Annotated in this window: 13 protein-coding genes; all 13 read left to right on the top strand. The window is 35.6% G+C overall.

Annotated elements, in window-relative coordinates; translation table 11 throughout:
* Positions 1-14: 14 nt before the first annotated feature.
* The 13 genes from IDJ76_RS04380 (at position 15) to IDJ76_RS04320 (ending at position 15244) form a co-directional block, all read left to right on the top strand.
* Complete coding sequence (locus IDJ76_RS04380; RefSeq protein WP_191161085.1) at positions 15-1160, top strand: acyltransferase family protein; 1146 nt, start codon at positions 15-17, stop codon at positions 1158-1160.
* Positions 1161-1339: 179 nt separating this feature from the next.
* A complete protein-coding gene (locus IDJ76_RS04375; protein WP_191161082.1) occupies positions 1340-2674 on the top strand; it encodes a nucleotide sugar dehydrogenase in 1335 nt (444 codons plus the stop codon).
* A 163-nt stretch (positions 2675-2837) separates the two neighbouring features.
* Complete coding sequence (locus tag IDJ76_RS04370; RefSeq protein ID WP_191161080.1) at positions 2838-5276, top strand: SLBB domain-containing protein; 2439 nt, start codon at positions 2838-2840, stop codon at positions 5274-5276.
* Between the two features lie 19 nt (positions 5277-5295).
* On the top strand, positions 5296-6363 hold the full coding sequence (locus tag IDJ76_RS04365; protein ID WP_191161078.1) for a Wzz/FepE/Etk N-terminal domain-containing protein: 1068 nt from the start codon (positions 5296-5298) through the stop codon (positions 6361-6363).
* Positions 6364-6426: 63 nt separating this feature from the next.
* On the top strand, positions 6427-7905 hold the full coding sequence (locus IDJ76_RS04360; protein WP_191161076.1) for a flippase: 1479 nt from the start codon (positions 6427-6429) through the stop codon (positions 7903-7905).
* Positions 7906-7908: 3 nt separating this feature from the next.
* Complete coding sequence (locus tag IDJ76_RS04355; protein WP_191161074.1) at positions 7909-8598, top strand: glycosyltransferase family 2 protein; 690 nt, start codon at positions 7909-7911, stop codon at positions 8596-8598.
* Entirely contained in the window at positions 8598-9443 is an 846-nt protein-coding gene (locus IDJ76_RS04350; protein ID WP_191161072.1) for a glycosyltransferase, read from the top strand. The genes IDJ76_RS04355 and IDJ76_RS04350 overlap by 1 nt, the downstream gene beginning before the upstream one ends.
* 176 nt (positions 9444-9619) lie before the next feature.
* Positions 9620-10795 carry a hypothetical protein gene (locus IDJ76_RS04345; protein ID WP_191161070.1) on the top strand — a complete coding sequence of 392 codons (1176 nt, stop codon included), beginning with the start codon at positions 9620-9622 and terminating at the stop codon, positions 10793-10795.
* Positions 10785-11495, top strand: a complete 711-nt coding sequence (locus IDJ76_RS04340) for a glycosyltransferase (RefSeq protein WP_191161068.1) — start codon at positions 10785-10787, stop codon at positions 11493-11495. The genes IDJ76_RS04345 and IDJ76_RS04340 overlap by 11 nt, the downstream gene beginning before the upstream one ends.
* Before the next feature lie 93 nt (positions 11496-11588).
* On the top strand, positions 11589-12095 hold the full coding sequence (locus IDJ76_RS04335) for a DapH/DapD/GlmU-related protein (RefSeq protein WP_224746175.1): 507 nt from the start codon (positions 11589-11591) through the stop codon (positions 12093-12095).
* 2 nt (positions 12096-12097) lie between these two features.
* Positions 12098-13237 (top strand): NAD-dependent epimerase/dehydratase family protein, encoded by a 1140-nt coding sequence (locus tag IDJ76_RS04330; protein ID WP_191161064.1) that lies wholly within the window; start codon positions 12098-12100, stop codon positions 13235-13237.
* Between the two features lie 80 nt (positions 13238-13317).
* On the top strand, positions 13318-14217 hold the full coding sequence (locus IDJ76_RS04325; protein WP_191161063.1) for a CgeB family protein: 900 nt from the start codon (positions 13318-13320) through the stop codon (positions 14215-14217).
* Positions 14218-14275: 58 nt separating this feature from the next.
* Positions 14276-15244, top strand: coding sequence for an MraY family glycosyltransferase (locus IDJ76_RS04320; RefSeq protein WP_191161061.1), 969 nt, complete (start codon positions 14276-14278; stop codon positions 15242-15244).
* Positions 15245-15266 lie beyond the last annotated feature (22 nt).

Raw genomic sequence — 15266 nt, 5'->3', positions numbered from 1 at the left:
AACATCACTCATCAATGAATGCATTAAGCGCAACTGCGCGGCATGTAAGGTACAAACAGCTGGATAGCTTGCGCGGAATTGCGGCTTTGTGTGTATTTTTTTCACACTATTTATTGATTTTTGGCCTAAGCGACAAAATTATTCGCCCGATAATTGCAAGTCCCCTTGGAATATTGCTAAACGGACATGCAGCTGTAATGTTCTTTTTTGTACTAAGCGGCTTTGTATTGAGTTTGCCATTTGTTGAAGGGCATAGGCCGCTGCAGCTCACTGAATTTTATGTTAAACGGATATTCAGGATCTACCCGGCTTTTGTAGTAGCAATATTACTTGCCCTTGTGTTAAAAACTTATTTGTATGATGAACGGGGGATTGCTGCTTTCCCGGTGTGGGTAAAACATTTTTGGGTATGGCATTGGACAACCAGTAACTATTGGGAAATTGCTAAAACGCTGGCATTAATTGGGCCAAATTTTAATGCCGACCTTATAGACCCTGTGATATGGTCACTGGTGGTCGAAATGAAGATGTCGCTGATACTTCCCTTTTTTATCGTACTGGTTTCAAGAAATAACCTGGTGTTTAACTTACTCTTCTTTTTTATAATTCTGTTACTGGTTTATAATAAACAAGCCGGTTACCTGAGCGTATTTTATTTAGGGGTACTGTGTGCCAAATATAAAGATCAGTTAATTGCAAAGGTTCAATTGCTTAGCATGATATTGATAACAGGTTTAGTTGCATGTTCATTGATCTTATATAATATCAGCTATGAATTTTTTGTAACCTATGGTGATAAAGCACACCCTTTCCAATATTTTTGGCGTGATCACCTTACAGCCTTAGGTAGCTGCATTGTTGTTATTGTAGTGATATCGCGCAAAACTATCACCAAATTATTGCAAGGCCGTGTTTTTAAGTTTATCGGCGATATCTCTTATAGCTTTTACCTTGTTCACCTTACATTATTAATTACGATCTGCTCAATAATATCGCTGCGCGCTCCGCTTAGTTACGAGTATATCTTCCTATTAGCGCTGGTAGGATCGGTAGCGATAAGTTACGTTATTTACCGGTTTGTTGAAGTTCCCTTTCAAAAGCTTGCAATAAAACTGGTTGCCCGGTTCAAAATATTCAGTCAGCTAAATCTTAAATCGTAAATATATATTGGTAACTATAACTATCCTCAAAAAAATTAGCTGTATTTGCGCTAAAACATAATTAGCTTTTTCAAGTTAAAGCCTGCTAAAGTCTGTAACTAACATAGGTTATTAATCATTGCTTCCACCCAGTATCTATATAAAGTATATCTTTGTGTCCGTTCGATGCTATTTTAAAAATGCCTGAAATTATTTTACCTGAGCTTAAATTTAATTTAATTAACCAAGGCAATCTTAATATTGCGGTTATAGGTCTTGGTTACGTAGGCCTGCCACTCGCGGTAGAATTTGCTAAAAAATTCCCTGTTGTTGGGTTCGATAAGAAAAAAAACAGAGTAGATGAACTTGTTTCGGGGCATGACCGCACTTTGGAAATTGACGAAGTGGAACTCGGAACTGTAATCCGTAAAGCCGGCAGCAATAATGGTTTACTAATTACAGCAAATTCGGATGATATAGCAGCTTGTAATATCTACATTATATCTGTACCAACACCAACCGACAAAAATAATCGCCCGGATATGGCCATGCTTAAGAGTGCATGTGAGGCAGTAGGATCAGTTATTTCAAAAGGAAATATATTTATACTGGAATCTACCGTTTATCCGGGTGTGACCGAAGATGTTTGTGTGCCGATAATTGAATCAGTATCCGGGCTGAAATTTAATGAAGGTTTTTATGCGGGCTATTCACCTGAGCGGATCAATCCCGGCGATAAAATACACACCCTGACAAATATTTTAAAAGTAACCTCAGGCTCAACACCTGCAGCTGCCAATTTTATAGATCAGTTATATCGTACCATTATTACGGCTGGTACTCATCAAGCCCCAACCATAAAAGTTGCAGAAGCTTGCAAGGTGATTGAAAATTCACAGCGTGATATCAATATAGCTTTTGTTAATGAGCTATCTAAGATTTTTAACCTGATGGGGATAGACACGCAGGCTGTATTGCAGGCCGCCCGAACCAAATGGAACTTTTTAAATTTTAAACCTGGTTTGGTTGGTGGGCATTGTACAGGGGTAGACCCTTACTACCTGGCACAGAGGGCGCAGGAATTAGGTTATCATCCCGAAATTATTTTGGCAGGCCGCCGCCTTAATGATGGTATGGGAACTTACGTAGCAACCGAAGTAATTAGGCTAATGATAAAAAATGATATTGGCGTAAAGAATGCTAACATCTTAGTGCTCGGTTTCACCTTTAAAGAAAACTGCCCCGATGTTAGGAATACCCGCGTAATAGATATAGTTAAGGTTATGAACGATTTTGATACCATTTGTGACATATATGACCCCTGGGCCAACCCCGCAGAGGTTTATAGTGAATACGAAATAACTACCATCAACGATGACACTAATCTACAATCAAAATATGATGCGATTATTTTAGCTGTTGCACATGATGAGTTTTTAGACATGGATTTGAGTAATTTAAAAAAATCGCCTGCTTCAGTGATTTATGATATTAAGTCTATTTTAGACGAGCGGATAATTAACGGGCGCTTGTAAATTATTATTCAATCAACCTGCAGAATTATTTTAACTTTGTCGAAATTGAAGTTAGATTATATCTAACAGACAATATTGATCTGTAAACCAAAATATGAGATTACGTTATAAAGCCCTTTTTACCTGTAAATTTCGTTTATTATCGATTTTTTGTTGTTTTGTAATGCTTTCGGCTACGCCTGCATTTGCACAAACTATTCCTCAAAATTTAAGTAATTCAAAAGTTAATGAATTATCAGACGCGCAGATACGCCAAATAATGCAACAGGCGCAGGCAAACAACTTAACTGATGCCCAATTACTACAGACTTTACAGGATAGGGGCTTACCCGCCGATCAGGGCAAATTGTTGCAAAACCGTATTAATACGATAAAGGCTGCCAATGGTACAACAAAAGACCAGGGTGCAGCTGTGAATGATCAACAGTCATCAAACAGAGAATTAAATTATTTGCCAGATACGGTTAATAATTCTCCGGCTTCGCAAAAGATAATCAATTCATTTCAATCAAAAATATTTGGTGCGGATTTATTTAGCGGTACAAATTTAAAGTTCGAGCCTAATCTTAAAATTGCCACTCCGGTTAACTATATTGTAGGACCCGAAGATCAATTGAATATAAATGTTTATGGTAACTCATTAGTTAACTGGAAGTTAGATGTATCGCCGGAAGGTAATATCAATATTCCCGGAGTCGGTATCCTAAACGTTGCCGGTAAAACTATTGAACAAGCAACAGCATCTATAAAAAGCAAACTTGCAGCCAGTAATTATGCAGTAGGCCGTGGTACAACTGTGCAAGTAAGTTTAGGCAATATTAGGAGCATTAAAGTTATTTTAGTGGGCGAGGTAAAAAAACCTGGTACTTATACGTTGCCATCTTTGGCATCAGCATTCAACGCATTGTCATCTGCGGGCGGGCCTAATGATATAGGGTCATACAGGAAAATTGAGATTATTAGAAACAACAGGGTGGTAAGGACACTCGATATTTACGATTTTTTAGTTAAAGGAAGTCAAAAAGATAATATATCGTTACAGGATCAGGATGTAATACGGGTACCATCATATCGCTTACGTGTCGATTTAAAAGGAGAGGTAAAAACGCCTGCTTTGTTTGAAGTGTTGCCAGGAGAAACGTTAGCAGATGTTTTAAGGTTTGCGGGCGGGTTTTCAGATCAGGCATACACTGCGCGTATCAAAGTTACCCAGGTTAGCGATCAGCAACGCCGCATAACTGATGTTTTTGAAAATGATTATAAGAACTATATCCCCCTTCGCGGCGACAAATACGTTGTAGATAGGATCTTAGAAAGATTTACCAATCGTGTAATTATTGCGGGTGCAGTTTTTAGGCCGGGCGAATTTGAATTGCAAAACGGCCTGACTTTATCACAGTTGATAAAAAATGCGGGTGGTTTAAAAGAAGATGCTTTTACAGGCCGAGGAAGTATCATCAGGTTAAATACTGATAATTCTAAACAGCAAATATCATTTGATGTAAATCAGGTATTAAGCAGCCCATCTGCTGACTTACGTTTGCAAAGAGAAGATAGTGTTACAATCTCCTCTAAATTTGATCTGCGCAATGCATACAAAATTACCATAAAAGGTGAAGTTAGGCGTCCGGGCGATTTTACGTTTGCAGATAGTATGAAGGTTTCCGATCTTATCATAAAAGCGGGTGGCTTTACCGAAGGGGCGAGTGCTTTAAGAATAGAGGTGTCGCGTAGGGTTTTTGATAGCGACCCACGAGCAGTAAATAGTAAAGTTGCACAAGTTTACACTGTTAACGTAAATACCGATCTTAAAAATGAAAACACTAATTTTTCACTTCAACCATATGATATAGTTTCGGTATACAGTTTGCCAGGATACGAAACACAAAAAATAGTTAAGGTTGAAGGTGAAGTGATTTACCCGGGGTTTTATACGATACAAAAGAAAAACGAAAAGATATCTGACATTATAGCCCGGGCTGGAGGACTAACACAATCAGCAGATGTTGAAGGCGGAAGCCTAAAGCGTGAAAATGATGCTGTTTTGGGGGTTGATAAATCAAAAATTGACACAGCCTCTCTTAATAAAGAACGTAAGGAGAGAATGAAAAGACTGCAACGTACATACAACGATTCTTCACGTGTTGATACTGCACAGCTACGCAACAATTATGTTGGTATCGATTTAAAAAGTATTCTGAAAAAACCGGGTACCAACCAGGATTTAATTTTAGAAAACGGCGACGTATTGCGTGTACCCAAACAACAACAAGTTGTGCGGGTAAATGGCGAGGTTTTATATCCAAGTGCTGTTGTTTATGGTGATGGAAAGAGTTTTAATAGCTTTGTATATAATGCAGGTGGATACTCGCCTAGGGCACTAAAAAGCGGTGCTTATGTAGTATATCCAAATGGGACTGTAAAAGGCACGAGGAAGTTTCTGTTCTTTAATAGTCATCCTGCCATAAAACCCGGTAGCGAAATCTATGTGCCTAAAAAACCAGAGAGAAAAGGTAATACGACACAAGAAATACTGGCATTTACCACCGGTTTAGCTTCTTTGGGGGCAATTATACTGGGTATATTAAGTTTAAACAGATAACTATTAATTGGTAGACAAAATGCAAGTTGTTTCTAATACTGATGAGGTGTCATTAAAAGACATCATTTTAAAAATTATCAGATTCGTTAAATATCTATTAACCTGTTGGAAATTAATATTGCTGGCAGCGGTTTTGGGATGTTGTCTTGGGTTAGGATATTCATTTTTAAAAAAAACTGTGTATAAGGCCGAGTTAAGCTTTGCTTTAGAAGACGATAAAGCATCAGGTAATTTAGGTTCCGCTATAGGGTTGGCATCGCAATTTGGAATAGATTTAAATGGTGGTGTCGGAGGTGCATTTTCTGGTGATAATTTAATTGAGCTGATTAAATCGAGGTCGATGGTGGAGCGTACTTTATTATCTAAAGTGAACGTTAACGGTAATACACAAACCTTGGCAAACTTATATATCGATTTCAATAATTATCGTAAGAAATGGAGCAATGAGGCTAATTTAAGTAACATAACGTTTTCGCCAGATGGCGACCGGTCAAAATTTACTTTACAACAGGATAGTGTGTTAGGTGTTTTTTACAGGGACATAACCAAGTATAACCTTACTGTAACTAAAGTAGATAAAAAGTTGAGTATAATCACAGTAGATGTAAATTCGAAAAATGAATTTTTTTCGAAATATTTCACTGAAATTTTGGTTGCAACAGTTTCGGATTTTTTTGTAAAAACTAAAACAAAAAAATCAGTTCAGAATGTGGCTATTTTGCAACGTCAAACTGATTCTGTTAGAAAAGAACTCAACGCAGCCATTAATGGGGTTGCCTCATCTGTAGATGTAAATCCTAATGCTAACCCTTCTCTTCAAATATTAAGGGCGCCGTCACAAAGGCGGCAAGTAGACGTACAGGCCAATCAAGCAATATTGACTCAGTTAGTAGCCAACCTTGAAGTTTCAAAAGTTTCCTTAAGAAAGGAAACACCACTAATCCAAATAATAGATACGCCAATTTTACCGTTAGAAGAGGTTAAAACCGGAAAGTTGAAAGGTGCAATTATTGGAGGGTTTTTGGGAGTATTTATTTTAGTTGTAATTCTCATTTCAAAAAAGTTTTATCGCGCCACGATGAGTTAAAATTATTTTTTTAGTTGTCAATCGCTATTAATTTTGCCTTTTTTGCCGTTATTAAAATAATTTGTGAGCGAAATAAAAAAAAATTTCTTGTTTAATTTATTGCTTACGCTAAGCAATATTATTTTCCCAATAATTACGTTTCCATACGTATCCCGTATTTTAGGGCCAGCAGGTGTAGGTAAAATTCAATTTATTACAACATTTGTTCAATACTTTGTACTCATAGCAGCTTTAGGTATCCCTATCTATGGGATACGCGAAATTGCCAAACTAAAAGGCGATGAGGAAGGGATTAAAAAGACTTTTTCCGAACTTCTTTTTCTAAATCTACTTACTAGCTTTATTCTCTTTTTTGTTTACAGTATCATCATATTTACAGTTCCCTCGTTATATATTGACTTGAAATTTTATGCTGTTGCGGTAATAATTTTACTGTTGAGCTTTAGCAATGTCGATTGGCTATTTTCCGGTTTAGAGAAATTTAAGTTTATTGCCATACGGTCAATAATAGTTAAATTTGTATCATTATTATTATTGATATTTTTTGTAAAACAAAAAAGTGACGTCGTAATTTACCTTTGGACAATTGTAATAGCTTCTGTAAGCAATAATATACTTAACATTTATTCAGCGAGAAAAATGTTCAAGTTTAATTACGCTACTTTTAAAGGTATAAAAGATCATCTGAAACCGTTATTTTATATTTTTAGCACTGTTGCCGGCATTACTGTGTATGCTATGTTAGATACCATAATACTTGGTTTTTTAACTAATTATACGTATGTTGGATATTACACAGCTGCTTCGCGAATCAATAAACTTACTTTACCTGTTTTAACTTCTTTAGGCACTGTATTAGTACCCCAAATTTCAGAAGCTATAAAAAACGATAACCTTACCCAAGTAAAAAAATTAGCTGTTTATAGTTTTAACTTTGTTTTGCTATTGGGCATACCCATGACGGTAGGATTAATTGTTTTGGCGCCCGAATTAATTGTAATCTTCTCGGGAATTGAATTTAAGCCTGCTATACTTGCTATGCAAATATTTGCGCCAGTTGTACTGATTATTGCATTAAGTAATGTTTGGGCAATACAGATACTTACGCCAGCCGGTAAAGACAAGCAGGTAACTATTTCTGTAACTGTTGGTTTAATTGTAAGCCTTATCCTTAACTTTTCGCTTATTCCATATTTTGGATATTTAGGTGCGGCTGCAGCAAATGTATTGGCCGAATTGTGTGTAATGGTTTGTTTCGCATATTTTGCATCTAAAGTATTATTAGTCGGGCTTAATTATAAATTGATTATTCAAACTCTTTTTGTTTCTGTACTGTTCTTTCCAATAATTATTTTATTAAGAATGCTTTTTAGAAACAGTAATTTTCTGGTTTGTGGGGTTGGTGTGGTGACTTGTGGGGCATTATTTTTAGTTTGCCAACTATATATATTTAAAAACGAATTGCTTTTGAACCAAATAAATCAATATACTGCAAAATTGGGCTTAAGGAAAAACAATAGGGATGAAAGACCGCTGCTATAATCTATGAATATTGAAATGCTACACCCCAAGATAACGATAATAACAGTTGTTTATAATGGAGTTAACTCTATAGAAAAAACTATTGTTAATGTGTTAAATTTAAATTACCCAAATTTGGATTTTATTGTTGTTGACGGCAATTCAACTGACGGAACCGTGCAGATACTTAACCAATACCGTGAAAAATTGACCTGGTTGATTACTGAGCCAGATAAAGGCATTTATGATGCTATGAACAAGGGTTGGGAGTTAGCCGATAATGAATCGTATATTTTATTTTTAGGTGCAGGCGACGAGGTGGTAGAGTTGCCCGATATGAACTTATATAAAAATGCCGAAGTTATTTATGGAGATGTTGAATTAGGTCAAAGAGGAACTTTCAAATCAACTGTAGGCTGGAGGTCTTTTTTAGGTAATAGTGTACACCATCAGGCTATGCTTGTGAAAAAGTCTATCCATCCGACGCCACCCTTTTCACTTGAATTTAAAGTATATGCCGACTTTGACTTTAATCAGCGTTTAATAAAGTCGGGAGTCAAGTTTTTAAAGGATCCCGGTTTCCGTTCTTATGCAATGGAAGGCGGCGTGAGTGAAAAAATTGATACTAAAGAATCGTTAAGGGTTGTCAGGAAAAACTATGGCTCTTTAGTGGGCTATTTGGCTGCACTTTATTATCACTTACAAAAGGTTTAATGGATTTAAAAAAAATAATCGCGGTAATAGTTTTATATAAATCAAGCTTAGAAGAATCTGTTTGTTTTCAATCGTTGTTAAAATCGGTTGATAGTTTTAACTCCCAGTTGCTTTTGGTGGTATATAACAATTCTCCAGATTACTGGCAGTATGGTAATGACAGTTACAAAGGTGTAACGATAACTTATCTGGAAGATCATAAGAATTCTGGAGTAAGTAAAGCGTACAACACTGCGTTTGATTACGGTATTGGGCAAAACAAAGAATATATATTACTTTTAGATCAAGATACACAATTAGAAAAGTTATTTTTTAATGTGTTTTTTGATTATGAAAGCAAGTTTAACAAGGATGCTGGCTTATACTGCCCAATGATTTGTAACGATTTTGGGCTTCTTTCCCCAGCTAAGTTCTTTTTATATTCAAGCCAAAAATTAAGTTCTATAGAGCCGGGTGTACATTCACTTGAGCCGCTGGCGATAATTAACAGTGGATTAATAATTTCAACTAAGTTGTATCAACTCAATGGCGGCTACAACGAGAAAATAAAGCTCGACTTCAGTGACTTCGATTTTTTAAGACGCGTTCTAACTTTTACTAAGTTGGTAGTAGTTTTAGATGTTAAGTGTAAACATGAATTATCTGGAGAGAGTAAAATGCCATTGGCAAGCGCCTTAAACCGATTCGATTACTATTTGGAGGGTGCGCTTTATTATAAGAAAACCCTTTTAGATGCAATTGGGCTTAGTATGTGGATAATGCTACGCTCCGTTAAATTGGGCGTAAAATATAAAACAGCTAAATTCGCAACAAAAACGTTTGGGGTATTATTTAAAAATCGATAATGCAAGATATAGTCTTCTCATTTAATCTTGTAACCCTAACATTGTTATTTTGCGGTATATTTCCGCTGTACCTTTTTTTTTTACGAAAACAAATATATTATTGGTTTGATCCGTTGCTATTATTTGTATTCCTTAACAGTGTAGCAGTCTCACTTGTCGTCTACCTTTTTTTTTACATGCAAAACATTAAACTCGAATATTTTTTAAGTTTCGTGTTTTGCACTCTGGCTTTTATAGCAGGGATAGCTTTTGGGGGGCGTAAAGGAATACCGGTATGGGAGCCAGCAATAGATGTAAATTTCATTGTCAACTCAAGAAAATATATGCTTTTAGTAGATATTTTTTTAGCCTTGTGCCTTTTAATAATGGTTGCATCTAACGCTGTTATTTTTGTTAGTAAAGGTACCTTACCGATATTTGCGGAAAACCCGAGCGAAGCAAAAATTTTATTTTATAATGGTGGATGGGGTATTGTTAAACGAATTAATTTTTCATTGGTAAACTTTGTTTTGGCTATACCGCTAATTAATATTTTTCATCCCAATGTTACGGTAAGCGGTAAAAAGAAAATCTATTACGTTTTGTGTATTTTAATTTGCGTATTGGTTATTGCCAGCATGGGGTATAAAGGAAACTCATTAGCTATAATTAATATTTTGTTTGCTATAGTCTTAATTAACAGGACATCAGGAGCGTCTGTTTTATCAAAAGTAAAGGCTTCAATAAACCAGCTGTTAATCTTAAAATGGGCTAAGTATATTTTTGTTTTAGCAATAATTTTCATGGTTGCTATTATTGCACTCTCCGGGGTAGAAACCTCGTCGTCCGATTCTTTTGTCACCAGGTTGGTATCGGCAGGAGATGTGTATTATTTTTTTTATGTATTTGATATCGCATCAGACTTTCATCAAACTGCATTAAGTTACATTCCCCATTTTTTTAATCCATTGCTTGGGATGCTTAGATTAGCTGATTACGAATTTTCCATAGGCGTTTACACATTATATTATTCTATTGGTTTACCCATGGATTCTATAGCTGTTTTTGGGCCAAATACGCAATTCCCCATAGAGGGTTTAGTTTATTTTGGTAAATATGGGGCACCGGTTTATTCCTTCGTTGTAGGAATGGTTATTTCTGCTGTAAGAGTTGGCTTGCTTCGAAAAATAGGGCCTAATCCCAATATTGTAGCATTGGTGATTTACGTAGTTTTATCTTCGCTCATTGTCACTATGGCAACTGATGTGCCGTTATTTGTTCAAATATTTTTTGACCTTGTTACATATGGGTCAATCATCTTTGTGTTTTCTGCAATATTGTTACCTGTTTTAAGAATAAAAAATGAAAGTTAGTGTATGCATGGCCAGTTATAATGGCGCAAAATATATCAAGGAGCAAATCGACTCAATATTGTCACAAATAGGTGATGATGAAGAGTTTATAATATCAGATGATCATTCCACTGATACTACTATCGACATCATAAAGTCTATCAACGATAAACGAATAAAATTATTTGCTAATGAACAGCAAAGCGGCTATTCAAAGAATTTTGAGAATGCGATAATCAGGGCGACAGGAGATGTTATTTTTATTTCAGACCAGGATGATGTTTGGAAAGAAGGTAAAGTTAAAGAGATGTTATTTGCGCTCCAAAATGCTGATATGGTTATCTCTGATGCTGAAATTGTTGACGAGCATTTAACGTCAACTTATCATTCGCATTTTGACCTTAACGGTACCCGGTCTGGGTTTTGGAATAATTTTTTAAAAACGAGATACATCGGAGCGTGTATGGCTTTTAAGAAAGAAGTTCTTAAAAAAGCGTTGCCATTTCCAAATAATTCTAATCTTTGTGCTTATGATTACTGGTTAGCGATAGTCAGCGAATATTATTTCAAAGTCGTATTACTGAATAAGGCGATGATAAAATACAGGCGACACGGCTCTAACGCTTCATCTGGCGGTGTTAGCAGCAATAATTCGCTACTGAAAAAAGTTAAGATACGTATATACGCTATGCAAGAATTACTAAAAAGAAAAAACATATAAATGGGTTCCTTGTTTAAGCGATATGGTGTATTTCAATTATTGTCATTAGCACTGAATACTATTATCACAAAAATATTTTTTTCAAAAGCGCGATTGATACGTCTTCCTGTCGATGTAAGAGGTAAAAAGTTTATTTCGTTTAACAAAGGGTTTACTACCGGTAAAGGATGCAGGTTTGAAGCCTATCCGATTGACGGAAAATCAAAAGTTTTGCTATTTGGCACCAATATTCAGGTAAACGATCATGTGCATATAACAGCTATGAGCAGTGTGGTATTGGGCAATAATGTGCTTATTGCCAGTAATGTCTATATATCTGATTCAACACATGGTAGTTATGCCGGCGACGCCGCGGATAGCGATCCGCTATCTATACCTAAAGACCGGTTATACAGTGTCAATAGCGTTACCATTGGCGATAATGTATGGCTTGGCGAAAAAGTTTCAGTATTACCGGGCGTCACTATTGGTAGCGGCACAATTGTAGGAGCAAATGCTGTAGTTACCAAAAGCTTGCCTGCAAATGTTATTGCAGTTGGTATACCGGCAAAGCCTATAAAGAAATACAATTTTAAAACCCAGCGATGGGAAATTATATAACTATGAAGAAACGGATTTTAATAACCGGGGGGGCTGGGTTTATCGGAAGTAATTTAGCATTGAAATTACTTGCCAAAGGATATGAAATAACTGTTCTTGACAATTTGTCGCCTCAAATACACGGGGAAGATCCAGAAAACACTTCCGAGTTATTTAAAAGTATTTTAAACAAGGTGACCTTTATTAAAGGAACAGTTACTTCTAAAGCTGATTGGGAAGAGGCTATTAATGGGCAAGATATCATCGTACATTTCGCGGCAGAAACGGGTACCGGGCAGTCCATGTACGAAATACGTAAATACATCGATGTCAATATAAATGGAACGGCTATAATGCTTGATATTTTAGCCAACCAAACCCATCAGATAAAAAAAGTTGTTATAGCTTCATCAAGGTCTATTTATGGTGAAGGAAAGTATTTGTCTGAAGAATTAGGAATGGTTTATCCTAAACATCGTAAGTCTGAAGACATGGACGGCGGTAATTTTGAGGTAACCTATCCGGGTTGTACACAACCTTTACAGTTACAGGCAACAGATGAAGAGTCAAAGATTCATCCTTCGTCTGTTTATGGCATTACCAAACAAAATCAAGAACAAATGATCATGACGGTTTGCCCAACTTTAGGTATCGCGCCTGTAGCGTTTCGCTATCAAAATGTTTACGGGCCCGGTCAATCCCTTAAAAACCCTTACACGGGTATATTGTCTATATTTTCAACGCAAATAAAAAATGGTAACGACATCAATATTTTTGAAGATGGTGAAGAAACACGTGACTTTGTATTTATAGATGACGTTGTTGATGCTACAATTTTAGGTATTGAAGATGAAAGGGCTAACGGAGAGGTTTTTAATGTGGGCACAGGCGTAGCTACTAACGTTATAACAGTAGCTAATAGTTTAATTAATAATTACGGAGCAAATACACCAGTAAATATTTCTGGTAATTACAGGGTAGGCGATATAAGACATAATTTTGCTGACTTATCAAAAATCAAGCAAAAAATTGGTTTTGAACCCAAATTTACTTTTGAAGCAGGCATAAAATTATTTACAGCTTGGGTTAACGAACAAAAGGTTGAGAGCGACAATTATGAGCAATCTATAGAAGAAATGAAGAAAAGGGGTTTATATAAATAAATATGAACAGTTTATCAGGTAAATCAATTTTGTTTTTTTCTCCCCAATTTTTTAGTTATGAGAAGGAAATAAAATTGGCTATGGAAAAATTGGGCGCCGAGGTAACCTGGTTCGACGATAGGCCCTCAAATTCTTTTATATCAAAGGTTTTTATCCGTCTCAATAAAAATTCATTGAAACAGGCAATTGATAGCTATTATGCAACTATACTGCAATCTGTAAAAGACAAAAAGTTCGATTACGTTTTATTTATTTCGCCGGAGTCTGTTAATAAAAAAAGCCTCAAAGCATTCAAGCTAAATTTTACCGGGTCTAAATTCATATTGTATATGTGGGATTCGTTTAAAAATAAACAATCTTTTGACTTGGTTGAATATTTTGATAGTGTTTTAACTTTCGATTCTGAAGATGCAAGCGAGTATAAATTATCTCTACGACCGCTTTTTTATATCGATACGTACAAACAGGCTGAAGTTGAACCAACAAATGATCTGTTGTTCATCGGTACCGCGCATAGTGACAGATATAATTTCATCAAAAAGTTTATCGAACCCTTTTTTGAAGGAAAAAAAATTAAATTATACTTTTTTTTAAGCAGTAAGAAATTGTATTGGTTGAAAAAAGCTTTTGATAGCAATTTCAGGCGCATAAAGTACAGTGATGTAAGTTTCGAATCGTTGTCGCATCAGGATAATGCAAATTTCATGAATGCTTCGAAAATGATTTTAGATATAAATCATCCCGGCCAGGTTGGATTAACAATGCGGACGATTGAATGTATAGGTGCGCAAAAAAAGTTAATAACTACTAATAGTAACATAAGAGATTATGATTTTTTTGACCCGGCTAATATCCTTGTTATCGATAGAAAGGATCCACAAATAGATCGGAGTTTCTTAGACACACCCTTTAAACCACTGCCGCCCAATTTATTATTTAAATACAGCATTAACGGTTGGTTGGCCGATGTATTGAAATAGAAATTATTTCGCCTGTGTTGTTATATCATAGTTAATTCCAAGAATAGTTTAAAATACAATGAATTTTGTTATAGTTTTAATTACACTCATTTGCTTAACCTTGCTGGAATTGATCTATTTTAGGGTTGCTGAAAAATATAATATAATAGATAATCCTAATCATCGCAGTTCTCATACAAATGTTACTATTAGGGGAGGGGGGGTAATTTTTTGCTTATCTATGTTGTTGAGCCCTGTTTATTTGGGCTGGTATAATGCATATTTTATTATTGGCTTGGTAATAATTAGCCTTATTAGTTTTATTGACGACATTAAAACAATCAGCAGTAAAATTAGGATTGTTTTGCATTTGGTATCGGTATCAATACTATTTTACGGTTTAGGTATGTATAGTTTGCCTGTTTATTGGATAGCGATAGCTTTTTTTGTTGTTATTGGAATTATAAATGCCGTTAACTTCATGGATGGTATTAATGGCATTACGGGTAGCTACGGTTTAATCACCCTTGGTTCTTTATCTTATATCAATTCATTTGTGGTAAACTTTACCGACTCAAACTTATTGTTGGTAGCCATATGCAGTGTAGTGGTATTTTTATTCTTTAATTTTAGGCGCAACGCAAAATGTTTTGCCGGCGATGTTGGCAGCGTTAGTTTGGCATTTATAATCCTGTTTTTTTTATTGCAGTTAATCATCAAAACGCAAAACATCGGGTATATTTTATTATTACTGGTATATGGTTTAGACACTGCAACGACAATAGTATTTAGAATGATTAGAGGCGAAAAAATTTCTGAAGCACATCGTTCACATTTTTATCAGTTTATGGCTAATGAAAAGAAAATGAATCATCTGATTGTAGCTACTATTTATGCGATGGTTCAATTGGTCATAAATGCGTTTTTACTATTTCCCTATGTTAAGACCGATGTTATAAGCCTACTATTGCTAATCATTATAACGGTAGCATTTATTATCATTCGTTTTATTGTAGAAGGTAAAAATCGATTGCTAACAGCCACATAATGCCTGCTGGCATAATTTTTTT

It is taken from the genome of Mucilaginibacter glaciei, assembly GCF_014773245.1.
GTDB lineage: Bacteria > Bacteroidota > Bacteroidia > Sphingobacteriales > Sphingobacteriaceae > Mucilaginibacter > Mucilaginibacter glaciei.
Note: the sequence above shows the minus strand (reverse complement) of the source record. Positions and strands in the feature narration are given on the sequence as shown.